Source organism: Rhizobium sp. 007 (assembly GCF_015353075.1).
Lineage (GTDB): Bacteria > Pseudomonadota > Alphaproteobacteria > Rhizobiales > Rhizobiaceae > Rhizobium.
In genome coordinates this window covers 1,417,484-1,440,265 of sequence record NZ_CP064188.1, presented here as the reverse complement: position 1 = coordinate 1,440,265, position 22,782 = coordinate 1,417,484, and the positions used below count along the sequence as shown (strand labels likewise).

At 60.5% G+C, this 22,782-nt stretch carries 25 protein-coding genes and 1 pseudogene; 14 read left to right on the top strand and 12 right to left on the bottom strand.

Features of this window, described 5'->3' with window-relative positions:
• Positions 1-15: 15 nt before the first annotated feature.
• The 5 genes and pseudogenes from ISN39_RS27915 to ISN39_RS27900 all read left to right on the top strand — a co-directional run bounded on the left by ISN39_RS27915 (position 16) and on the right by ISN39_RS27900 (position 2,659).
• Entirely contained in the window at positions 16-174 is a 159-nt protein-coding gene (locus tag ISN39_RS27915) for a helix-turn-helix domain-containing protein (RefSeq protein WP_194728261.1), read from the top strand.
• Positions 171-596, top strand: a complete 426-nt coding sequence (locus ISN39_RS27910; protein ID WP_194731287.1) for a hypothetical protein — start codon at positions 171-173, stop codon at positions 594-596. Before ISN39_RS27915 ends, ISN39_RS27910 begins: the two co-directional genes overlap by 4 nt.
• Positions 581-1,261 carry an RNA-guided endonuclease TnpB family protein gene (locus ISN39_RS27905; protein ID WP_194731286.1) on the top strand — a complete coding sequence of 227 codons (681 nt, stop codon included), beginning with the start codon at positions 581-583 and terminating at the stop codon, positions 1,259-1,261. The genes ISN39_RS27910 and ISN39_RS27905 overlap by 16 nt, the downstream gene beginning before the upstream one ends.
• Positions 1,262-1,293: 32 nt before the next feature.
• Positions 1,294-1,487: pseudogene (locus ISN39_RS36855) on the top strand (NADP oxidoreductase); the annotation flags it as partial.
• Positions 1,488-1,615: 128 nt separating this feature from the next.
• Entirely contained in the window at positions 1,616-2,659 is a 1,044-nt protein-coding gene (locus ISN39_RS27900; RefSeq protein WP_194731285.1) for an NAD(P)-dependent alcohol dehydrogenase, read from the top strand.
• Positions 2,660-2,677: 18 nt separating this feature from the next.
• Here the strand turns inward: ISN39_RS27900 and ISN39_RS27895 are convergent, their stop codons facing one another.
• A complete protein-coding gene (locus ISN39_RS27895) occupies positions 2,678-4,045 on the bottom strand; it encodes an FAD-containing oxidoreductase (RefSeq protein WP_194731284.1) in 1,368 nt (455 codons plus the stop codon).
• On the bottom strand, positions 4,042-4,503 hold the full coding sequence (locus ISN39_RS27890; protein ID WP_194731283.1) for a DUF4126 domain-containing protein: 462 nt from the start codon (positions 4,501-4,503) through the stop codon (positions 4,042-4,044). The genes ISN39_RS27895 and ISN39_RS27890 overlap by 4 nt, the downstream gene beginning before the upstream one ends.
• Before the next feature lie 116 nt (positions 4,504-4,619).
• Here ISN39_RS27890 and ISN39_RS27885 point away from each other — a divergent pair, with 116 nt between their 5' ends.
• Positions 4,620-4,769, top strand: coding sequence for a hypothetical protein (locus ISN39_RS27885; protein WP_194731282.1), 150 nt, complete (start codon positions 4,620-4,622; stop codon positions 4,767-4,769).
• Here the strand turns inward: ISN39_RS27885 and ISN39_RS27880 are convergent.
• Positions 4,766-5,953: an acyl-CoA dehydrogenase gene (locus ISN39_RS27880; RefSeq protein WP_194731281.1), complete on the bottom strand. Its 1,188-nt coding sequence runs from the start codon at positions 5,951-5,953 to the stop codon at positions 4,766-4,768. The two genes, ISN39_RS27885 and ISN39_RS27880, sit on opposite strands and share 4 nt — an antisense overlap.
• Positions 5,954-6,114: 161 nt before the next feature.
• On the opposite strand from ISN39_RS27880, the gene ISN39_RS27875 reads away from it, so the two are divergent.
• Positions 6,115-6,453 carry a cupin domain-containing protein gene (locus ISN39_RS27875; RefSeq protein WP_194731280.1) on the top strand — a complete coding sequence of 113 codons (339 nt, stop codon included), beginning with the start codon at positions 6,115-6,117 and terminating at the stop codon, positions 6,451-6,453.
• Here ISN39_RS27875 and ISN39_RS27870 read toward each other — a convergent pair whose 3' ends face one another.
• Positions 6,454-7,398 carry a LysR family transcriptional regulator gene (locus tag ISN39_RS27870; protein ID WP_074071726.1) on the bottom strand — a complete coding sequence of 315 codons (945 nt, stop codon included), beginning with the start codon at positions 7,396-7,398 and terminating at the stop codon, positions 6,454-6,456.
• 251 nt (positions 7,399-7,649) lie between these two features.
• Here ISN39_RS27870 and ISN39_RS27865 point away from each other — a divergent pair, with 251 nt between their 5' ends.
• From ISN39_RS27865 to mmsB, 7 genes are read left to right on the top strand one after another with little or no spacing between them, the layout of a single operon-like run.
• Positions 7,650-8,855 (top strand): ABC transporter substrate-binding protein, encoded by a 1,206-nt coding sequence (locus ISN39_RS27865; RefSeq protein ID WP_074071728.1) that lies wholly within the window; start codon positions 7,650-7,652, stop codon positions 8,853-8,855.
• Positions 8,856-8,859: 4 nt separating this feature from the next.
• On the top strand, positions 8,860-9,642 hold the full coding sequence (locus tag ISN39_RS27860; protein ID WP_194731279.1) for an ABC transporter ATP-binding protein: 783 nt from the start codon (positions 8,860-8,862) through the stop codon (positions 9,640-9,642).
• Positions 9,642-10,343 (top strand): ABC transporter ATP-binding protein, encoded by a 702-nt coding sequence (locus tag ISN39_RS27855; RefSeq protein ID WP_194731278.1) that lies wholly within the window; start codon positions 9,642-9,644, stop codon positions 10,341-10,343. The genes ISN39_RS27860 and ISN39_RS27855 overlap by 1 nt, the downstream gene beginning before the upstream one ends.
• A gap of 4 nt (positions 10,344-10,347) precedes the next feature.
• Positions 10,348-11,235: a branched-chain amino acid ABC transporter permease gene (locus ISN39_RS27850; protein ID WP_022717889.1), complete on the top strand. Its 888-nt coding sequence runs from the start codon at positions 10,348-10,350 to the stop codon at positions 11,233-11,235.
• Between the two features lies 1 nt (position 11,236).
• On the top strand, positions 11,237-12,226 hold the full coding sequence (locus ISN39_RS27845) for a branched-chain amino acid ABC transporter permease (protein WP_074071731.1): 990 nt from the start codon (positions 11,237-11,239) through the stop codon (positions 12,224-12,226).
• A gap of 17 nt (positions 12,227-12,243) precedes the next feature.
• Positions 12,244-13,839 carry a GMC family oxidoreductase N-terminal domain-containing protein gene (locus ISN39_RS27840; protein ID WP_194731277.1) on the top strand — a complete coding sequence of 532 codons (1,596 nt, stop codon included), beginning with the start codon at positions 12,244-12,246 and terminating at the stop codon, positions 13,837-13,839.
• A gap of 9 nt (positions 13,840-13,848) precedes the next feature.
• Positions 13,849-14,730, top strand: a complete 882-nt coding sequence (gene mmsB, locus ISN39_RS27835; protein WP_194731952.1) for a 3-hydroxyisobutyrate dehydrogenase — start codon at positions 13,849-13,851, stop codon at positions 14,728-14,730.
• On the opposite strand, the gene ISN39_RS27830 is transcribed toward mmsB, so the two are convergent.
• The 8 genes from ISN39_RS27830 to ISN39_RS27795 all read right to left on the bottom strand — a co-directional run bounded on the left by ISN39_RS27830 (position 14,731) and on the right by ISN39_RS27795 (position 22,764).
• Complete coding sequence (locus ISN39_RS27830; protein WP_194731276.1) at positions 14,731-15,498, bottom strand: fumarylacetoacetate hydrolase family protein; 768 nt, start codon at positions 15,496-15,498, stop codon at positions 14,731-14,733.
• Positions 15,499-15,580: 82 nt separating this feature from the next.
• The gene (locus ISN39_RS27825; RefSeq protein WP_194731275.1) at positions 15,581-16,963 is read right to left on the bottom strand and encodes an FGGY-family carbohydrate kinase; all 1,383 of its coding nucleotides are present in this window, start codon (positions 16,961-16,963) and stop codon (positions 15,581-15,583) included.
• Positions 16,960-17,280, bottom strand: coding sequence for an L-rhamnose mutarotase (gene rhaM, locus ISN39_RS27820; protein WP_194731274.1), 321 nt, complete (start codon positions 17,278-17,280; stop codon positions 16,960-16,962). The genes ISN39_RS27825 and rhaM overlap by 4 nt, the downstream gene beginning before the upstream one ends.
• Positions 17,277-18,287 (bottom strand): ABC transporter permease, encoded by a 1,011-nt coding sequence (locus ISN39_RS27815; RefSeq protein WP_194731273.1) that lies wholly within the window; start codon positions 18,285-18,287, stop codon positions 17,277-17,279. The genes rhaM and ISN39_RS27815 overlap by 4 nt, the downstream gene beginning before the upstream one ends.
• Complete coding sequence (locus ISN39_RS27810) at positions 18,284-19,285, bottom strand: ABC transporter permease (protein WP_194731272.1); 1,002 nt, start codon at positions 19,283-19,285, stop codon at positions 18,284-18,286. Before ISN39_RS27810 ends, ISN39_RS27815 begins: the two co-directional genes overlap by 4 nt.
• 9 nt (positions 19,286-19,294) lie before the next feature.
• Positions 19,295-20,830, bottom strand: coding sequence for a sugar ABC transporter ATP-binding protein (locus ISN39_RS27805; protein ID WP_194731271.1), 1,536 nt, complete (start codon positions 20,828-20,830; stop codon positions 19,295-19,297).
• A gap of 74 nt (positions 20,831-20,904) precedes the next feature.
• Complete coding sequence (gene rhaS / locus ISN39_RS27800) at positions 20,905-21,900, bottom strand: rhamnose ABC transporter substrate-binding protein (RefSeq protein ID WP_194731270.1); 996 nt, start codon at positions 21,898-21,900, stop codon at positions 20,905-20,907.
• Positions 21,901-21,951: 51 nt separating this feature from the next.
• Positions 21,952-22,764, bottom strand: a complete 813-nt coding sequence (locus ISN39_RS27795) for a DeoR/GlpR family DNA-binding transcription regulator (protein WP_074071740.1) — start codon at positions 22,762-22,764, stop codon at positions 21,952-21,954.
• Between the last annotated feature and the right edge of the window lie 18 nt (positions 22,765-22,782).

Below are 22,782 nucleotides of genomic sequence, written 5' to 3'. Positions count from 1 at the left end.
TGATAGAATCGTAACATGATCCACCGCGCTTTCCGCTACAAGCTCGCTCCGACCGCCGAACAGGAAGTCCTGTTGCGGCAGTTCGCGGGGGTTGTGCGGCTGGTCTATAATCTGGCGCTGGAGCAGCGCAGGGACTGGTGGCGGCATTACCGGCGGCAGACGGGAACCGCTTGAACGACATCGCCCAGGCGCGGGAATTGACCGCACTGCGGGCCGCGTTCGACTGGATTGCCGCCGTGCATGTGACGCCCCAGCAGCAGGCCCTGCGCGATCTGGATAAGGCGTATGCCAACTTCTTCGCCGGGCGCGCAGGATATCCCTTGCCCCGCAAGAAGGGCGTGAACGGCGCCTTCCGCTTTCAGGGGCGGGAGATCGAGGTCAAGCGCCTGAACGGCAAGTGGTCCGCCGCGCGCCTTCCCAAGATCGGCTGGGTGAAGTTCCGCGACACGCGGCGCCTGCGTGGCAAGACCATGAATGTGACGGTGAGCCTGGCGGCGAACGGCTGGCACATCGTCTTCGCCTGCGAAATCGACCATGCCGTCCCGCAAAACGATTTGCCCGCCGTGGGATCGACCGGGGCGTGGCGAACACGCTGACGCTTTCGACCGGGGAGCATTGGTGGATGCCTGCCGGCCTTGCGGAGATCGAGCGCAGGAAGCGCCGGGCGCAGCGCGTTCTGGCGCGGCGCAAGCGCGGGTCGAGCCGCCACGCGAAGGCCCGCCGCCGCGTTGCAGCCTTGCAGGCCCGTGCTGCCCGCATCCGGCAGGATTGGCGGCACAAGGCCAGTCTTGATATCGCCCGTCGCTTCGCAACGGTCGTGCTGGAAGACCTCGCCACGCGCAACATGACGCGCAGCGCCAGGGGAACCGTGGACGCGCCCGGAACCAACGTCTGCCAGAAGGCGGGCCTGAACCGGGCGATCCTCGAACAAGGCTGGCACGGCTTTGCAACCGTGTTGGCCTACAAGCTCGAAGAACGGGGCGGATACCTGTGCAAGGTCGATCCCCGCCACACCTCGCAGACCTGTTCGGCCTGCGCAGCCGTGGACAGGGAAAGCCGCGAAAGCCAAGCGTCTTTCCGCTGTTGCCAATGCGGCTTGCGCGCCCATGCCGACCACAATGCTGCAATCAACATCCTGCGTCGGAACACGGCGTCTATGATCGTGGAGGAAGGGCAGCCGCTCTCCGTTGAAGCGATAACCATCGGCGGAGCTTCGCGCCCCCTCGGAAATCCCCCGCTTTCAAGCGGGGGAAGATGTTAATAACAACTAATCAGCCAGAAACGCGCGATATTTTCAACCATCTGCTGCCCGGCCTCGTATCGGGCAATCCCCGGGCTGAAGGCGTCAAGCGTGCTGTTTTATTCCGGCGATGACCGGATGGCGGAGGTCGGCGCGCTGATGGCCAGGCTCGGCTTCTTCGGGATTCGATCTCGGCCCACTTGCCATCGGCGGCAAGCTTGCGCAGTTCCCCGGTGGCCGCGGTTGACTGAGCAATTCATCGCATTGCGAGCAAAAGCCTCGCAATTCTGTTGAACTGCGGGCCTGGGGGGTCGTATAGTCGGTTAAACGACGTCCGGGTGAATCGGACGAACTATCAGGGAAGGAAACCGAGATATGGCCAAAGTCCGTGCGCTGGTACTGGAGCGTCAGCATGAGCTTGCCCTTCGCGATATCGATCTATCGCTGGAAACCGGGCCGGGACAGGTGAAGATCAAGATCCATACCGTCGGCGTCTGCGGCTCGGACGTGCATTATTACACGCACGGCAGGATTGGGCCCTTTGTGGTCAGTGAGCCGATGGTGCTTGGGCACGAAGCGGCCGGTACAGTGGTCGAAGTCGGTGAAGGCGTGGCACATCTGAAAGCCGGCGACCGCGTCTGCATGGAACCCGGCATTCCCGATCCGAACTCCAAGGCAAGCCGGCTTGGCATGTACAATGTCGATCCTGGAGTCACCTTCTGGGCGACGCCTCCGGTTCACGGCGTGCTGACACCGGAAGTGGTTCATCCCGCCAACTATACCTACAAGCTGCCGGACAATGTAAGCTTTGCGGAAGGCGCGATGGTTGAACCATTTGCGGTCGGCATGCAGGCCGCGGCCAAAGCAAAAATCGCACCCGGCGACACGGCCGTCGTCCTCGGCGCCGGCCCGATCGGCACGATGGTGGCGATTGCCGCGCTTGCTGGAGGCTGTGCCCGGGCGATTGTTGCCGATCTCGCCCAGCCGAAGCTCGACATCGCCGCGCAGTATCAGGGCGTCATTCCGGTCAACATCCGCGAGAATAATCTCACCGAAGAGGTGAGCCGGCTGACCGCCGGCTGGGGCGCAGACGTGATCTTCGAGTGCTCCGGGTCGCCTAAGGCCTGGGAAACGATCATGGATCTGTCGCGTCCCGGAGGGGTCATCGTTGCCGTCGGCCTGCCGGTGAATCCTGTCGGCTTCGACGTCTCGACGGCTTCGACCAAGGAAATCCGCATCGAAACGGTCTTCCGCTACGCGCACCAGTACGAGCGCTCGATCGCACTCCTCGGCTCCGGCCGCGTCGACCTCAAGCCGCTGATTTCGGGGGTTTTCCAGTTCGAGGATTCGATCAAGGCTTTCGATCGTGCCGTCGAAGCGCGGCCGACGGATGTCAAGCTGCAGATCGTGATGGAATAAGTCAGAGAAGGAAATATTTCAAACCGCCTTCAAATCTCCCAGCACCGTCGGGATCAGTTCCGAGACGGTCGGATGGATCGGCACCGACCATTGCAGGGCAGGGTAGGTCGTTCCGGCATTCATGGCATCGATGATGCCGTGGATTGCCTCGTCGCCTTCGATGCCAAGGATTGCGGCACCGAGAATTCGCTTGGTTTCGGCCTCAGCGACGATCTTCATGAAACCCATGGTCTCACCTCGTTCGCTGGCACGACCGACGCGGCTCATCGGGCGGGACGAGACCATGATCTTTTTGCCGGAAGCGCGCGCTTCCTTCTCCGTCATGCCGACGCGGCCGAGCGGCGGATCGATATAAAGTGCATAGGCGGGAACGCGGCTGCTCACCTTGCGATCGCCACCATCAATCAGGTTAGCCGCCGCGATCTCGAAATCATTATAGGACGTATGCGTAAAGGCTCCGCGGCCGTTGCAGTCGCCGAGCGCGAAGATGCCCTCGACATTGGTCATCAGCCTGTCGTCCACCGTGATGTAGCCGCGCTTGTCCGTCAGAACGCCGGCGGCATCGAGGCCGAGATCGTCGGTGTTCGGCCTGCGGCCGGTTGCAATCAGCACATGGCTTGCCTCGACCGCCGGCTTGCCGGAGCCGGTGCTGACGGCAACAGCATCGCCATTCTTTACGAATGCGATACGATCTGCCTGAGTGTGAACCGCAATACCTTCCGCGCCGAGAATCTCCGCGATTGCGTCGGAGATATCCTCGTCTTCGCGGGAGGCAAGTTTCGGCCCGCGTTCGATGATGGTGACTTCGGCGCCGAAGCGACGGTACATCTGCGCGAATTCGAGACCGATATAGCTGCCGCCGATGACGGCGAGGTGGCGTGGCAGCGTGTCGAGGTGGATGATCGACGTGCTTGTGAGATAGTCGATGTCCTCGATACCGGGAAAATCCGGAATGACCGGGCGGGCACCGACATTCAGAAAGATTTGCGGCGCCGACAGCATCTCGCCGTTGACGATGACTGTCTTCGGACCGGTAAATCTGGCCTGTCCGTAGATCACGTCCATTGTTTCCATGCTGTCAAGCCAGCTGATCAGGCCGTTGCGGGCGTTCATGGTAACGGTTTCGGCGCGCTGGCGCACGATCATCATGTCGATCTCGATGTTACCAGTGATCTTCACGCCGTAGTCGCCGCCGCGGCGCGCGACATGGGCGGCCCGGGCACTGGCGACCAGCGTCTTCGTCGGCATGCAGCCGGCATTGACGCAAGTACCGCCGAGATATTTTCGCTCGATCAGCGCTACGTTCATGCCCTTCTCGGACATGCGGGCGGCGAGGAAGGGGCCGGACTGACCGGCTCCGATAAAGATCGCGTCGTAACTTTTCATGGCACGGCCACCACAATCAACAGCGCGCCGCCGATGGCGACGGCATCTTCGATAAGTGCCGCCGGCAAATCCTTGCCGAAAGCCTTCGCAAGCTTGCCGCGGAGAAAGGCGCCGCCGAGCGTTCCAACAACGGCACCGACGATGCCCGCGATAAGCCCGGCTGTCAGGGAACCACCCGAAGCGCCGATCGTGGCGCCTGCCAATGCGCCCATGATGATACGGGCGCCGAACTGCATCGGCACCTTGCGACTTGGCGTTGTCGGCAATTGGTCGGTGATCATTTCGACGGCGGCAAGCACCGTGAAAATCCACGGCGTCCATCGGTAGCCCATAAAGGCGAGAGACGTTTGAGAAACGTTGAACCCGCCAAGTGCGGCGCCCCAGGCAACGGCGGCGGGCGCAGTCATGGCCCTGAGGCCGGCAATAATTCCGATCAAAAATGCAAGGAATAGAAGCATATGAGAAACCCCTTCCCCTATTGGCGCTGTATCGGCGACAGCAGCGTTGCACAATCTCCAAACGGTTGCAATTCACGCCCCATGGCCCATTTGCGAAATGCGGAGAGGAGCTTGGAATGGATAAGGATCTTGCATTTCCGATCGCGATCGGCATCGCCTTAGGGGTAGGGCTCGGTGCCACCTACGGCAACGTTGCGCTCGGCATCGTGGTAGGTGTTCTTGTTTCGGTTGCCTATACGCTCTGGCGCCGCCGGGCGGGACGCTAGTTCGCGAAGGCCTGAATTCCCGTGATGGCGCGGCCGAGGATGAGGGCGTGGATGTCATGCGTACCCTCGTAGGTATTGACGACCTCAAGATTGACGAGGTGGCGGGCGACGCCGAACTCGTCGGAGATGCCATTGCCGCCGAGCATATCGCGGGCAGTGCGCGCAATGTCGAGTGCCTTGCCGCAGGAGTTGCGTTTGAGGATTGAAGTGAGTTCCACCGGCGGATGGCCCTCTTCCTTCATGCGGCCGAGCCTCAGGCAACCCTGCAGGCCGAGCGTGATCTCGGTCGCCATATCGGCAAGCTTTTTCTGGATCAATTGATTGGCGGCAAGCGGCCGGTTGAACTGCTTGCGATCGAGGGTGTATTGTCGGGCCGTCGCATAGCAGGCTTCGGCCGCACCGAGCGCGCCCCAGGCAATGCCGAAACGGGCGGAATTCAGGCAGGTGAACGGACCCTTCAGACCGGTCACATCGGGCAGCATGTTTTCCTCCGGCACGAAAACGTTGTCGATCACGATCTCACCGGTGATCGAGGCGCGCAGACCCACTTTGCCGTGAATGACTGGCGTCGAAAGGCCCTTCCAGCCCTTTTCCAGAATAAACCCGCGGATCACGCCGTCCTCCGTCTTGGCCCAGACAATGAAGACATCGGCGATCGGCGCATTGGTGATCCAGGTCTTGGACCCGGTCAGGCTATAGCCGCCATCGGCTCTTTTGGCGCGCGTCGCCATCGAGCCCGGATCGGAGCCGTGGTTCGGTTCGGTGAGCCCAAAGCAGCCGATCCATTCGCCGGTTGCAAGTTTAGGCAGATATTTCTGTTTCTGCGCATCCGAGCCGAAGGCCTCGATCGGCACCATGACGAGGGACGATTGCACGCTCATCATTGAGCGGTAGCCGCTATCGACGCGCTCGACTTCGCGGGCAATCAGGCCGTAGGCGACATAACCCAAGCCTGCTCCGCCGTATTCCGGCGCGATCGTCGGACCGAGCAGGCCGAGTTCGCCCATTTCGCGGAAAATCGTCGGATCGGTCTTTTCACTGCGGAAGGCATCGAGCACCCGGGGAGCGAGCTTTTCCTGCGCATAGGCTTGTGCTGTGTCCTGCACCATGCGCTCCTCGTCGGTCAGCTGTTCTACCAGCTGGAAGGGATCGGCCCAGTCGAAGGTTTCGCGGGTATGATGCATGACGGCGTCTCCTCACCTTTTTTCAGGCAAGCCTGATCAAGCCCGCCATAAACCCGGGCAGCTTCGGCGTCAATTGGAAGGAATATACGGATGCGCCCTTTTCAAACAGACTTCAATGCTCCAACTTGCCGCCCGATGGGAATCGAAGTGAGGAGGCGAACATGACATCGAGCGCTCTTTTCGTGCATGCCGAAGGCGCTGACTGGATCAGTCCGGAGCCGGGCGTCACGCGCCGGATCATGGTCTACCTGCCCGAGATGATGATGGTTGAAGTCGCCTTCGAAAAAGATGCAATCGGTGCTGCGCATTCGCACCCGCACATCCAGGCGAGCTATATTGCCGAAGGCAGCTTTGCGGTCACCATCGACGGGAAGACCGAAGTGCTGAAAGAAGGCGGCAGCTTCATCGTGCCGCCGGACCTCGTTCACGGCGTCAAGGCATTGGAGAAGGGACGGCTGATCGACACCTTCACACCGCACCGCGCGGAATTCCTGAAATAGTCATCCGGGCTTTCGTCCGGAATGGATTGCGGCTGCAAATGGCGGGATGAAACGTGCGTCTTCGCCTTTCACGGCCTCGCGCAGAAAGTCGATGACGGCGCGCACGCGTGGCGCTTGTCTCATATCCTGATGACAAGTAACCCAGTAGTTGCGGCAGAGGTCCACCTCATCCGGCAGGACGCGCACAAGCTCCGGATAAAGGCTTGCGAAAAAGTAGGGGAGCACGCAAAGCCCCAGGCCGTTTCGCGTCGCCGTCAGTTGCGCAAAGATGCTGGAACTTTGGAACTGCGGCTTGATGCGCGGATGCACGTCGCCGAGATAATCAAGCCCCGGCGCGAAGATCATCTCCTCGATATAGCTGATGAAGGGATGGTTCAGCAGGTCGTCGCGGCAGTTGACCGGCGGGCTCTTGGCAAGATAATCCCGCGAGCCGTAAACCTGCAGATGGTAGTCGGTCAGCTTCTCGGAAAAATACGGTCCGCCCTTCGGTTCGTCCAAGACGACGGTAATGTCCGCCTCCTTGCGCGACAGTGACATAATCTGCTGGATCGTCACAAGCTCAAGCGACAGATGCGGATGGTGTGCTGCGAACTTCGGCAGCACGCTCGCAAAGAAGAAATTCGCAAAACCCTCCGGCGCGCTCAACCGCACGACGCCGCGCTGCGTCATCGACCCTGCGGCAAGGTCGGCTCGCAGGCGTTCGGTCTCCTGTTCCATTTTTTCGGCGGTGTCTACGAAACGCGTGCCCATCGCCGTCAGCACATAGCCACGTGCGTTGCGCTCGAAGAGCTTGACCTTCAGGGCAAATTCGAGCCGGTCGATGCGCCGCGAGACAGTGGCATGGCTGCTGCGCAGCTGCCTTGCAGCCGTCGATAGCTGGCCGGTGCGCGCCACGGCTAGAAAAAACTGAAGATCGTCCCAAGTAAATTGCGGAGGATTGCTCATGCAGCGTCGCGCGTCCATCTACGTCTTTGGTCTAATCGCCGATCGCTGCCCAAGAATGGAAAGCGCCCTAAGTGTCGGTTTCAACCTTCTGTTCAAAAACGAACAGATACTGTTTGTAATTAACTTCAAACCACCGGTTGCCTCAAGGCAGATTTTCCTTGATCGTAGGCGAAGCGTCGGCTGGTTTGAGGAGAGCGGCTGGCCAATTTTGAACAGACGCGCGATCTGACCATCTCTGGGAGGAGAGACATATGCGAAAGAATTTCATTGCGTCCGTGGCATTCCTGCTTGCCAGCGGCACCGCCGTACTCGCCGATGGTGCTTCCGACGGCAAGGTGAAGATCGGCATCCTGAACGACCAATCCGGCGTCTATGCCGATTTTGGTGGTAAATCGTCCGTTGAAGCCGCCCAGATGGCGGTCGAAGATTTCGGAGGCAAAGTGCTCGACGCTCCAATCGAGATCGTCGACGCCGACCATCAGAACAAGCCGGACATCGCATCGAACATTGCCCGGCAGTGGTACGACACCGAGCAGGTCGACGCTATCATGGAACTGACGACCTCGTCGGTTGCGCTTGCTGTCCAGGCAATTGGTAAAGAGAAGAAGAAGATCGACATCGTCACGGGTGCGGCAACAACGGATCTGACGGGCAAGGCCTGTTCGCCCTACGGCTTCCACTGGGCCTATGACACGCATGCCCTTGCTGTCGGCACCGGTGGCGCACTTGTGAAGCAGGGTGGCGACAGCTGGTTCTTCCTGACGGCCGACTACGCCTTTGGCTATTCGCTTGAACAGCAGACGAGTGATTTCGTAAAGGCCAATGGGGGCAATGTCGTCGGCTCCGTCCGGCATCCGCTCGCCAGCCAGGATTTTTCGTCTTTCCTGCTGCAGGCCCAGTCTTCCGGCGCCAAGGTCGTCGGTCTTGCCAATGCAGGCCTCGACACGGCAAACGCAATCAAGCAGGCGGCCGAGTTTGGCATCACGCAGGGTGGCCAGCGTCTTGCGGCGCTGCTCTTCACGCTCGCTGACGTCCATGGCCTCGGTCTCGAAGCCGCTCAAGGCTTGACGCTCACCGAAGGTTATTACTGGAACCGTGACGACGAGAGCCGCGCTTTCGGAAAGAAATTCTTCGATCGCACCGGCAAGATGCCGAACATGATCCACGCCGGGACCTATTCCGCCGTGCTTCAGTACCTGAAGGCAATCCAGAAGGCCGGAACGGACGAAACGGAAGCCGTTGCGAAGCAACTGCATGAAATGCCGGTGGACGACGTTTTTGGCCGCGGTGGAACCGTCGGCCCGAACGGCCGCATGATCCATGACATGTATCTCTTGCAGGTAAAAAAGCCGGACGAGAGCAAGGAGGCCTGGGACTACTTCAACGTTCTCGCCACCATCCCCGGCAAGGACGCCTATATCGATCCCGCCAAGAGCGGCTGCGATCTGGTGAAATAAGCCCATGGCGGTTCCCGCAACAGAGACGAATGCAACGCCGCGGGTGGTACTCTCCGCCCGCGGCCTTCGCCGGGATTTCGGCGGCTTCACGGCCGTCAAGAATGTCGATCTCGACGTACACGATGCAAGCGTCCATGCCCTCATCGGACCGAATGGCGCGGGCAAGACGACGGTTTTCAACCTGCTGACCAAGTTCCTGCAGCCGACGCACGGCACGATCACGCTGATGGGGACGGACATCACCAGGACACCGCCGGACAAGGTGGCGCGCATGGGGCTGGTGCGTTCCTTCCAGATTTCGGCGGTCTTCCCGCACCTGTCGGTCCTCGACAATGTGCGCGTCGCCCTGCAGCGACCGAACAATCTCTCCACCCAGTTCTGGCGGCCGGTGTCTGCGCTCGATCGCCTGAACGACCGCGCCGAACAATTGCTGGCAAGCGTCGGCCTTTCCAAGGAGCGCGACCATATCGCCGCCGATCTTTCCTACGGCCGCAAGCGCGTACTGGAGATCGCCACGACGCTTGCGCTCGATCCGAAGGTTCTGCTTCTCGACGAGCCGATGGCCGGCATGGGGCAGGAGGACGTCAGCGTCGTTTCCGCCATCATCCGCGAGGTTGCCCGCGTCCGGGCGGTACTGATGGTCGAGCACAATCTCTCCGTCGTTGCCAATATCTGCCAGCAGGTGACTGTACTTCAGCGTGGCGAGATCCTCGCAGAGGGCGATTACGCCACCGTCAGCCAGGATCCGCGCGTCCGTGAGGCCTATATGGGCACGGAGGAAGGTTGATGGTTGCCCTGCTGGAAGTTCGGGGCCTCAATGCCTGGTACGGCGAAAGCCATATCCTGCACGGCGTCGACATGCGCGTTGGCGAAGGCGAAACGATTACTATCCTCGGCCGCAACGGCGTCGGCAAGACAACGACGCTTCGCACGATCACCGGCATCGTCCGGGCCCGCAAGGGCAAGATCAGCTTTGACGGAGCGGATATGATGCAGGTGCCGCTGCACAAGACCGCACACAAGGGCATCGGCTTCGTGCCCGAGGAGCGCGGCATCTTTTCGACACTGAGCGTGTCGGAAAACCTGCTCTTGCCGCCGGTCGTTGCCGAAGGCGGCATGAGCCTCGACGAGATCTACGAACTTTTTCCGAACCTCTACGAGCGCCGCGCGAGCGCCGGGACCAAGCTTTCCGGTGGCGAGCAGCAGATGCTGGCGATCGCTCGTGTCTTGCGCACCGGTGTCAAGATGCTGCTGCTCGACGAGCCGACGGAGGGTCTTGCGCCCGTCATCGTCCAACGTATCGGTGAGGTCCTGAGGAAGCTGAAGGAGCGCGGCATGACCATACTCCTCGTCGAACAGAATTTCCGCTTTGCAAGCCGCATTGCAGACCGCTTCTATCTGATGGACCATGGCCAGATGGTGTCCGAGTTCCCGGTCGGCGAATTGCCGCAGCGGATGGATACGCTGCACAGGGTGCTGGGAGTCTGATGCCATGACGATGATATTCGGCATTCCCGTTCAGGCACTACTCGGCCAGTTGCTGATCGGCCTCATCAACGGCTCTTTCTACGCGCTTTTGAGCCTTGGCCTGGCAATCATATTCGGCCTGTTGCGCGTCATCAATTTTGCGCATGGCGCGCAGTACATGCTCGGCGCCTTCGTTGCCTATCTGATGCTCGCCTATGGCGGCATCGGCTACTGGCCCGCGCTTGTTCTTGCCCCGCTTGCAGTCGGCCTTTTCGGCGCCGTCGTGGAACGGCTCTTCTTGCGGCGGCTCTATGATCTCGATCCACTCTACGGATTGCTCTTCACGTTCGGCATGGCGCTCGCGATCGAAGGGACCTTCCGCTATTTGTACGGGTCTTCCGGCCAGCCCTATGCCACGCCGTCAGCCCTTGCCGGTGGTACCAACCTCGGTTTCATGTTCCTGCCGATCTATCGCGGCTGGGTGGTCGTCATGTCGCTGGTGGTCTGCATCGGCACGTGGCTTCTCATCGAGAAGACCAAGCTTGGAGCCTATCTTCGGGCGGCGACGGAAAATGCCGTGCTTGTGCAGGTCTTCGGCGTCAACGTGCCGGTCCTTTTGACGCTGACCTATGCGTTGGGTGCCGGTCTTGCAGCCTTTGCCGGCGTACTGGCTGCACCTATCTACCAGGTCTCGCCGTTGATGGGGTCTAACATCATTATTGTCGTCTTCGCCGTTGTCGTGGTTGGCGGCATGGGTTCGATCATGGGGGCGATCGTCACCGGCTACGTTCTGGGCGTTGCGGAGGGGCTAACCAAGGTTTTCTATCCGGAAGCCTCGAACATCGTGATCTTCGTGATCATGGCGATCGTGCTTCTCGTCAGGCCCGCGGGCCTCTTCGGCCGGGATGCGTAAGATGACGGACATCACCGAAACCATTCGTGCAGAAAAGAGCCGCACCGCACTGTCGGTACAGGCCGGCTTCCTGATTATCGGTCTTTTGCTCCTGCTGCTCGCTCCGTTTTTCTTCTACCCGATCTTCCTGATGAAGCTGCTGTGCTTTGCGCTCTTTGCCTGCGCGTTCAACCTGCTGCTCGGCTATACCGGGCTGCTTTCCTTCGGGCATGCGACCTTCTTTGGCGGGGCGGCCTATTTCACTGCCTACACCGTCAAGGCATGGGGGGTGCCGCCGGAACTCGGCATCCTGATCGGCGTTGCGGGTGCTGCACTCCTCGGCCTCGTCATGGGCTATCTCGCCATTCGCCGTCAGGGCATCTATTTCGCGATGATCACGCTTGCGCTTTCGCAGATGTTTTTCTTCTTCTGCCTGCAGGCGGAATTCACCGAAGGCGAGGACGGCATCCAGTCCGTTCCTAGGGGGTATCTCTTCGGCCTCATCGATTTGAATAATTCGACCAGCATGTACTACTTCGTCCTGGCGGTCTTCGTCATCGGCATGCTTTTGATCTGGCGTTTCATCCATTCGCCCTTCGGCATGATCCTGAAATCGATCCGGGAAAACGAGAACCGAGCGATCTCGCTCGGCTATTCGGTGGCGCGTTACAAGCTCGGCGCCTTCGTGATGTCGGCAGCCCTCGCCGGGCTGGCGGGAGCCTTGAAGTCCCTGGTCTTCCAGTTCGCAACGCTGACGGACGTCGCCTGGCAGATGTCGGGCGAGGTGATCTTGATGACGCTTCTCGGCGGCATCGGTACGCTGATTGGTCCGATCTTCGGGGCGGGGCTTGTCGTGACACTGCAGAACTATCTCGCGACATCGGAATTCCCCGTCACGATCATCACCGGCGTCGTTTTCATGATCTGCGTGCTGATCTTCCGTCGCGGGATCGTCGGAGAATTCTACGCCTCGTGGATCGGCCGGAAACTGGGCTTCGTGTATCGCCGTTGAGCGGCCGGTGACATCAGATGGATCGCTACGACTATATCATCATCGGCGCTGGCAGTGCGGGCTGTGTGCTGGCGAACCGCCTATCCGAAGACCGCAATAACCGCGTGCTACTGCTGGAAGCCGGCGGCAGCGACAACTACCACTGGATACACATACCGGTCGGCTATCTCTACTGCATCAACAATCCGCGCACCGACTGGTGCTATACCACCGCGCCCGAGGAAGGGCTGAACGGTCGGGCTCTGGGCTACCCTCGCGGCAAGGTGCTCGGCGGCTGCTCTTCGATCAACGGCATGATCTACATGCGCGGCCAGGCGCGCGACTACGACCTTTGGCGGCAGATGGGATGCAGCGGCTGGAGCTGGAGCGATATTGTGCCCTTCTTCCGCAGATCGGAGGATCATTACCGCGGCGCGGACGAGATGCATGGTGCCGGTGGCGAATGGCGCGTGGAGAAAGCGCGGGTGCGCTGGGCCGTGCTCGACGCCTTCCAGCAGGCGGCACGGGAAGCCGGCATTCCGATTACGGAGGATTTCAACCGCGGCAGCAACGAAGGCTCCGGCTATTTCGACGTCAACCAGCGCTCCGGTATTCGTTGGAACACTGCAAAGGCCTTCCTCCGGCCGGCTATGAAGCGCCCCAATCTGACTGTTCTGATGAAGGCGCAGGTGCGGCGCCTTCTGGTGGAGGAGGGTGCCATTTCCGGCGTCGAGTTCCAACACGACGGCGCGGCAAAGCGCGCATATGCGGCCAAAGAGACGGTCCTTTCTGCCGGTTCCATCGGCTCGCCGCATATCCTGGAACTCTCCGGCATCGGTCGCGGCGATGTGCTGAACAATGCCGGCGTCGACGTCGTTACCGAGGTCAAGGGGGTGGGCGAGAACCTGCAGGACCATCTGCAGCTTCGCCTCGCCTATAAGGTCACCGGCGTGCCGACGCTGAACGAGAAGGCGACAAAGTTGATCGGCAAGGCGGCGATCGGGCTCGAATACCTGATCCGCCGTTCCGGGCCGATGGCCATGGCACCGAGCCAGCTTGGCATCTTCACGCGCTCGGGGCCAGACAAGGAAACACCCGACCTGCAGTATCACGTACAGCCGGTCTCGCTCGACAAGTTCGGCGATCCGGTGCACGCCTTTCCGGCAATCACCGCAAGCGTCTGCAATCTCCGGCCGGAAAGCCGCGGCTCCGTGCATCTCGCGAGCCCGGATTTTGCAACGCAGCCGACGATTGCTCCGAAATACCTCTCGACGGAGCGTGATCGCGACATAGCTGTTCGATCGATAAGGCTGACACGGCGGATCGTTTCACAGCCGTCCTTTGCGCGCTTTCAGCCGGAGGAGTTCAAGCCCGGTCCTTCCTATCAGACGGAGGCCGATCTGGAGCGGGCGGCGGGCGACATCGGCACGACGATCTTCCATCCGGTCGGAACCTGCCGGATGGGCGCAGACAAAGACAGCGTCGTTGATCCGCGGCTGAAGCTGCGCGCGCTCGCCAAGCTCAGGATCGCGGATGCCTCCATTATGCCGTCGATCACGTCAGGCAATACGAATTCGCCAACGATCATGATCGCCGAAAAGGCGGCCGCGATGATCCTCGAAGATAACAGATAGGAGGCCATGATGACACGGATCGCATTTATCGGGCTTGGCAACATGGGCGGGCCGATGGCGGCCAATCTCGTCAAGGCCGGGCATGAGGTGACGGGCTTCGATCTCGCCGCGCCGGTTCTCAAGGCGGCAGAGGAAACCGGCGTGAAACCTGCGAGCCACGTGAGCCAGGCGGTGGCCGGTGCCGAGACCGTCGTCACGATGCTGCCGCAAGGTAAACACGTGCTGACGGCCTGGCCGGACATTCTCGCTTCCATTCCCGCCGGAACGCTGGTGATCGACTGCTCGACCATCGACGTCGAAAGCGCGCGCAAGGCCCATGCGATGGCCAAGGCAGCAGGTTGCCTTTCGCTCGACGCCCCCGTCTCCGGCGGAACCGGCGGGGCTGCGGCGGGAACGCTGACTTTCATGGCGGGTGGTTCGCAAGAGAGTTTCGCCAAGGCCAAGCCGATCCTTGAAGCCATGGGCAAGAAGATCGTTCACTGTGGCGAAGCGGGCGCTGGGCAGGCGGCCAAGATCTGCAACAATATGATCCTCGGGATTTCGATGATCGGCGTCTGCGAGGCTTTCGTGCTGGCTGAAAAACTCGGCCTTTCACACCAAGCGCTTTTTGATGTTGCATCCACATCGTCCGGCCAGTGCTGGTCCATCAATACCTATTGCCCGGTGCCGGGACCGGTTCCGACCTCGCCGGCGAACAATGCCTATAAGCCGGGCTTTGCCGCTGCCTTGATGCTGAAGGATCTGCGCCTTTCGCAGGAGGCGGCACTTTTGAGCGGCGCATCGACTCCGCTTGGTGCCGAAGCCGCGCAGCTTTACGCGCTCTTCGAAAAGCAGGGCAATGGCGGAAGGGACTTTTCCGCCATCATCGAGATGTTTCGCAGCAATGTCTGATTATTTCGCGACGAGCGAAAGATGAAGCTTGCTGGTCTCGCCGAGAAGGATGTCGATCTCGCCCGGCGAACTAAGTTCGATCGCGCCACAGAGGGTACCCGTCGTAATCAGCGCGCCTGCTTTCAGCGAGCTTTCCGGCCGCAACCTGTCATTGGCGTAGCCGACAAGCCAGGTGAGCACGTCTCCCTTTGGATGCTGCGCCGGGGCATCGTAGACCGGCTGGCCATTGAAGGTGACTTTCAGCGGCGTTCCGGTCGCTGTGTCGATTAGTGTTTTCGGCACGGGCGGACCAAGCACATAGCCGCTATTGCCGAGGCGATCGGCAAGGAAAAGCAAAAAGGAAGCCCTGCCGCTTTCCTGAATGGCGGAAACCAGGAGTTCTGCGCCGAGATGGACGGTCGCGACTGCATCGGCGACTTCGGCCCGGCTGTAGCCGCTATCGCGGATCGGCAGATCCGTGCCGAGCCGAATGGCAATCTCCGCTTCAAATTTCATGCCCTCCGCCCAGGGAATTTCGGCGCCGGAAAGGGCTTCGATATAGGGATGAAGCGGCGCAGCCACAGCCTGGTCATCCGGCGAGGTCGCCACTTTCCACGCATTGCTGGTAATGCCTTGCTCGGCGGCAAGGAAATTCTGCGCGTCCATGGCGTGACGGAGGTCGGTCGGAAGTGCGAAATCGGCAGTCGGCTCCTGCTTGCCCGCGTTGTGGAGGCTGCCAAGCCGCGCGGCAAGGGCACGCGGATCGAAGACCGCGTTTGAATCCGTCATGATATTTCCTCCGCCTGATTTTGAACGACCCGACATTAGCTGCCGGCATAAGATGAGGTAAAGAGCACGGATGGAAAGACCGTTATTCCATCGCTGCGTGCCAGGCGCAGCGATAGTCTTTGAGACCGGTGATCGCGGCCGGCGTGAAACGTCTTTCCGGACCGGGCGCAGGTCTGATACCGGTAAGCAGTGCGGCGCCCTGGCTGGTGCCGGTCGAGCCGGGCAGCGCGATCACGTCCCGTTCCATCAATGCCGCGAGAACCTTGAGATACGTCTCGTTCAGCGCGAACGGCCCTTCGACGATGACAGGCCCATTGGCGCCGATCAGGGCGAGGCAGGCCTCTGTCATCAAAGCGAGGTAGAGGCACATGGCGGCGTAGCGTTGCGCAGGGCTTGCGCCATCGGCATTCAGCCAGTGCCTTTTGCGGTCGGGAAAGGGGCCGGAGCCGGGGGCCACGTTCGGCAGCAGCATTAGGTTTCCTGCAACGACCGGGCCGAGAGCTGCCGCAACGTCTTCAAGCGGAACATTGCCGATTTCTGCGGAAAGAATTTCGAACTCGCGGCCGCCCATGAAGCGGGAGGACGGCACCGCCCGGCCATAGGCATCGACATTGGCGAGCGCATCGCGCTTCGGGTCGAGATGGGTGAGATCGCCGCCGACGCCGAAATTTACAACCCATGTGCCGGTCGAGACAACCGTAAAGGGCGCCCTCTGCGCAACGAGATGCGGCAGCAGCGAGGCGTTGGAATCATGGATGCCGCAATAGACCGGGATCTCTGTGGCCAGGCCGATCTCGGCGGCTATGTCCGGCAGGACGGGGCCGAGTGTGTCGAAAGCCGAGCGGATCGGCGCCATGAGATTGCGAATGCCGAGCCGATCGACAAGCGAGGAATATTCGCCTGTTTTTGGGTTCCAGAGATCTGTATGGCAGCCGAGCGAGGTCAGTTCGTTAGCTGTAACGCCCGTCAGCCGTGCCGCCCAATATTGCGGATAGGTGACGATCGTTGCCACCTTCGCGAATTCCTCCGTAAAGGCCGTCTTCTGATAATGAAGCTGGGCGCCGACATTCAGCCCCATCGACTGGCGCGGTGAATAAGTCTCCTCGAAGGGAGGGCGCAGCGCCGTATAGGCGTCTCGGATCTCCTGCGGATATTCATGTTCGTAATCGAGAACCGGCATCGCAAGCTTGCCGTCTGCGCTGAGCAGTGCTGCTGACGCGCCATGGGTCGTGATCGAAATCGCATCGAAACCCGGCTTTGCCGCGAAAGACTTCAGCGCATCGACCGCAAAAACCCAAAGGCTCACGATATCATAGCGCGGATAGATGCCGGACCGGATGACTGTGTTCGCCGTCTTTGCGGCTGCGATTTCCGTGCCGGTTTGGCTGTCGAGCACGACAACTTTTGCATTCGTCTTGCCGATATCGAGAACGGCGATACGGCGGTAACCGGGCGGTTTGCTCATGGCATGTGGAAGACGGTGACGAGGTCGCTCTGGAGGGGTGAATTGTCCGGATTTGTTTCCATGATGTCGGCCATATGGCTCCACCACCTTTTCATGAGGGGATGTTCCGGCAGGCTCGCCATCGTGTGATCTTTTGGCCGCGTCAGCACGCCGAAGAGCGTGTTCGTCTCGCGGTCGTGATGGATCGAATAGTCGCTCGCGCCGGACTTGTGCAGCAGCTCGACGAGCTCCGGCCAGATCTCGTCGTGCCGCTTCCTGTACTCGGCTTCCATGCCTGGATTGAGCTTCATCTTGAAGGCGTGTTTTTCAACGGTCATTTGGAACTCATGGCTTTGATACGTCGGGCGACAATCGGAATGGCAATGGTGATGATGAGCAGCAGGCCGATGAAGATCGACATGACGATGCCCGGAACGTTGAGCAGGCCGAGGCCGAAGGTAACGAGACCCATGACGAAGGCTGCGATGACGACGCCGCCGATCGTGCCCGAGCCGCCAAGGATCGAGACGCCGCCGAGCACGACCATGGTGACGACTTCGAGCTCCCAGCCCTGCGCAATCGAGGGACGGGTGGAGCCAAGGCGCGAGGTGAGGCACACCGCTGCAATGCCGCTCATGACACCAGTCAGCATGAAGAGGATGAATTTCACGCGTTCGACCGGAATCCCGGAGAAGCGGGCGGCAAAATCGTTATTGCCGATCGTATAGACCTGGCGGCCAAAGTTCGTGGCGTGCAGCAGGATGGCGAAGAGGATCGCCAGCACGAAGAACAGCACGAATTCGAAGGAAAAGATCCAGACGACATAGCCCTGGCCGAAGTAGGCGAAATCGGCGGGATATTTGCCGTAAGCCTGGTCCCCCAGCACGATATAGGAGATGCCGCGGAAGAGGCTCATCGTGCCGATGGTGACGACGATCGACGGCAGTTTCAGCATGGAGACGAGGACGCCGTTGAAAACCCCGCAAACCAACCCCGTGCCGATGCCGATCAGCACGAGGCCCGGTGTCGCGATGCCGGCCTGTGCGGCCGCCCCCATGGCCGTCGATGCAAGCGCGATGATGGCTGCAACCGAAAGATCGATCTCGCCTGCGATCACAAGCAGCGCCATGGCAAAGGCGATCATCGCTTTTTCGGTGAAATTGAAGGTTGCGTCCGAGAGGTTCCATGCATTCAGGAAGTAGGGCGATGCCATGGAATTAAAGACGAAGATCAAGATGGCAACGCCGAAAAGCAGCACTTCCCAGCTGGCCATGATGCGGCGGAACGGTGTGCCGAGACGATCGGGAATGACGCGCTTTTCGGTTGGGGCGGAAAAGGTGCTCATGGGACGACCTCGGCTGGAGTTTCTGCAGCTGCCTTGTCGCGCAGGATGATACGGCCGCGACTGCGCTCGCGTCGGGCATTGAAGACGACGGCAAGGATGATGACGGTGCCTGAGATCGCCATCTGTGTGAAGGGCGAGATGCCGATGACGGGAAGCGCATTCTTGATGACGCCGAGGAAGAGTGCGCCGAGCACCGTGCCGATGACTGACCCGACACCGCCGGCGATCGAGATGCCGCCGATGACGCAGGCGGCGACGCTGTCGAGCTCGAAGCCGCTGGCGATATCGACATAGGCGACCGCGTAACGCGAGACCCACAGGTAGCTTGCAAGGCCGGCGAGCGCACCGGACAGCACGAAGGCCAGGAATTTCGTCCAACCGGTATCGATTCCCGCATAGACGGCCGCCATCGGGTTGCCGCCAGTCGCATAGGCCGATCTGCCGAACTGGGTATATTTCAGCAGAATATACATCAAGAGCACGATTGCGATCCCGACCCAGCTCAGAACCGGCAGGCCGAGGATCGGCGTGCGGGGCACGGAAAGGAAGGTCGGTGTCATCTGATGGGCGTTCACCCAGGCACCGCCGGAGAGCACGAAGGCCATGCCGCGATAGATGGTCAGCGTCCCGAGCGTGACGACGATCGGGGGGATTTCAAGGGCCCAGACAAGAAAGCCGTTGATCGCACCGAGGCAGGCGCCGATCGCAATCGCTGCAAGGATCAGGACGACCAGCGGCAGATCGGGAAAGGCGGCATTCATCATCGCGATTGCCATGCCGGTGAAGGCGAGATTGGCGGCGACCGAAAGGTCAATCGATTTCGTTAGGATAACGGTCATCTGCGCGAGCGCCAGGATGATGAGGATCGAGGTATCGTTGAAGATGCCGGCGAGGTTTGAGGGCGTCGCAAAATCTGCAGCGCGCGCCGAAAAGACCGCGATCATCAAGACGATGATGAGGAAAAGCAGGGTTTCGCGTTTTCTGATCAGTCGTGCCATTCCATCACCTCATGCATTTCCGGTCGCTGCGCGCACCAGTGTCTCTGGCGAAAGCTCCGCGCGCTCAAACAGACCGGCCGACAACCCTTCCTTCATCACCAGGACACGGTCCGACATGCCGATGATTTCCGGCAGTTCAGAGGAGATCATGATGATCGAGAGCCCTTCGGCGGCAAGCTCGCTGATGAAGCCGTGGACGGCGGCCTTGGAACCGATATCGATGCCCTTGGTCGGCTCGTCGAGGATGATGACCTTGGGCTGCGTCGCCAGCCATTTTCCGATGACGACTTTCTGCTGGTTGCCGCCAGACAGCGTGCCGACGGGGACGGACAGTGCGGCTGCGCGAAGATCCAGCCGCTCGGCGTATCTACGGGCGAGCGCAAATTCGTTGGCGGCCTTCAGGAAGCCCTTGCGCGAGGTGCGCGTCAGTGAAGGCAGCGTCATGTTCTGATAGATCGGCATCGGCAGCGCCAGGCCGTGGCGGCCGCGCTCTTCCGGCACATAGACGATGCCGGCACGGATGGCGTCGAGCGGCGATGCCATCGAAATCTTCTTGCCGTCGAGCATGAGCCTGCCGGAGAGCGGCTTGGTGATGCCAAAAAGCGACTGGCAGAGTTCCGAGCGTCCAGCGCCGATCAGGCCATAGACGCCGAGGATTTCGCCCTTGCGAAGCGTAAAGGAAATATCGCGGAATTCCGTTCGGTGACAGTAATCCTGGACTTCGAGAACGGGGCCGCCGATCTCTACCGGGGCTTTCGGAAACACGTTCTCGACATCGCGGCCGACCATGAGCTTCACGATCGCGTCCTGCGGCGTTTCCTTCAGCCTGCCGTTTCCGACGGCGCGGCCGTCGCGGAAGACGACGAAGTTGTCGGCGATCTCGTAAAGTTCGTCGAACTTGTGGCTTATGAAAAGGATCGCCTTGCCCTTTTCCTTCAGGCCCTGAACGATGCGGAAGAGATCGTCGATCTCCTTGCGCGAAAGGGCAGCTGTCGGCTCATCCATGATGACGATGCGGGCCTCGATCGAAAGCGCGCGGGCAATTGCCACCAGATGACGCTGTGCGATCGAGAGGTCCTTCAGCCGGATTGTCGGATCGATGCTGCTTTCGAGTGAAGTCAACAGCCCTTTCGAACGGCTGTTCATCGCCTTCCAGTCGATGGTGCGGAATTTTGTACGTGGCGCATGGCCGAGGAAGATGTTTTCGGCAACTGTCAATTCGTCGAAGAGGACAGTTTCCTGATGGATGGCCGTGACGCCCGCATCGATTGCGGCCTGCGCGCTGGCGAAGGTGACGGGCTGGCCGTCGACGATGATTTCGCCTTCGTTCGGCCTGTAGATGCCGGTCAGGATCTTAACGAGAGTGGATTTGCCTGCGCCGTTTTCGCCGATCAGCGCGGTCACCTTGCCGGGATAGAGTGCGATGCTGACCTTATCGAGCGCCTTTACGCCGGGAAAGATCTGCGAAATGCCCTGCATTTCGAGGATGGCGGGCGCATCTGCGGTCGTGCGGTCCGTGACGGGTTGTTGAAGGGCAGTGTTCATCAGCGCTTTACCGGTGTCGAATGAGAAATCCCGGCGGCCCCAAAGCCGCCGGGCTTTATGCATGACAGTTCAGATCAGAAGACCTTGGAGAACTGGTCAATGTTCGAGGCGTTGTAGACGAACGGATCTGCCATTGCGGCCTCGCCATTTTCGCCAACCTTGATCTTGCCCATGCGGCCGGCTTCGATTTCGCTGCCTGGCTTGCCGTCCGAGTCACCCTTGACGAGGCGATAGGCGATCTGCGTTGCCGAATAGCCGAGGTCGATCGGGTTCCAGATGGCGAATTCTTTCGTCGCGCCTGACTTGATCGCACCGGCCATTTCGGACGGCAGGCCGAGACCCGTGACATAGACCTTGCCGACAAGGCCCTTGTCCTCGACGACCTTGGATGCTGCCAGGACGCCGACCGTCGTCGGAGCGACGATGACCTTGACGTTCGGGTTGGACTTCAAGAGGCCTTCCGCTTCACGATAGGATTTGTCCGAAAGGTCGTCGCCGTAGACGGTGGTGACGAGGTTGAGGCCCGGGAAGTCCTTGAGCTGCTTCTTCATCTCCCCGATCCAGATGTTCTGGTTCGTCGCGGTCGAAGTAGCGGAGAGGATTGCGAAGTCACCCTTGCCGCCTTCGAGGTGATCCTTGGCGAGCGTCAAGCACATCTTGCCAATCAACTCGTTGGACGATGGATTGAGTTGCAGGATGCGACCTTCAGGCGCAACACCGGAATCCCAGGAGACGACCTTGATGCCGCGCTGGGCCGCCTTCTTCAGGGCTGGGACGACGGCATCCGGGTCGTTCGCGGAGATCGCGATGGCATCAACACCCTGCGCGATCAGCGAGTTGATGACTTCGATCTGGCCTTCTGCCGTCGGCGCCGTCGGGCCGGTATAGATCACTTCGACGCCGCCGAGCTCCTTGGCGGCTTCCTGGGCGCCCTTGTTGGCCGCGTCGAAGAAGCCGTTGCCGAGTGACTTGACGACGAGGCCGATCTTCATGTCGGCAGCACTGGCCGTGCCTGCCATCATGGCGACGGCGAGTGCGACGCCCACCGCGAGTTTCTTTGCGAGTTTCATGCTTTCATCCTCCCACGTTGATTGAGACTAACTACACCTGGCCGGCGCTTCTCAGGCGACCGACGAGGAATCCTCCTTCACCGATTGCAGGCCAGCGCTCGCGACGACGAGCTTGATGCCTGCATCCTCGATCATCCTGGCGGAATCTTCCTGGATGCCGTCGTCGGTGATGATCGTCGAAACACGGTCGAGCGGGCACAGAATGAGGCTCGACCGACGGCGGAATTTGCTGGAATCGACCATCACGACGAGTTCGTCGGCCTGATGCATCAGCTTCTGTTCGCTTTGAATGATCTGCGCGTCGGCTTCCATGATGCCGAGCGGGCCGACGCCCTGGGCCCCGATGAAAAAGCGGCGTGCATAGAAATTGCGGATGGCGTCATTATCGAACGGCGACAGAATGAGGCTCTGTTCACGGTAGATCACACCGCCCGGCACCGTCACCGTATTCTTGGAATGTTTTACCAGATGTTCGGCGATCGCGAACGAATTGGTCATGACCTGCATGCGGTGCGCCGACATGAAGTGTACCATCTGAAACGTCGTCGTGCCGCCATTGATGATGATCGCATCGCCCGGGTCGCACAGATCCACGGCGGCGCGCGCAATTGCGCGCTTTTTATCGATATTGACCGATTCTGAGACTCTAAAAGGACGTCCCGCAAGATTGCCGAGCTGCGGCGGATGGACGGCTTCTGCGCCGCCGCGCACGCGCCGGATCTTGCCCTGCACATGGAGAGCCGCGATGTCACGCCGGATCGTGGCCTCTGAGGCTTCGGTCAGCTCAGCAATATCCTGGATCGTGACGACCGACTTTTCCTGGACAGCGCTCAGGATGATGCGATGGCGTTCGCGTTCGTGCATTTGGCTCCTCCCTGTCCG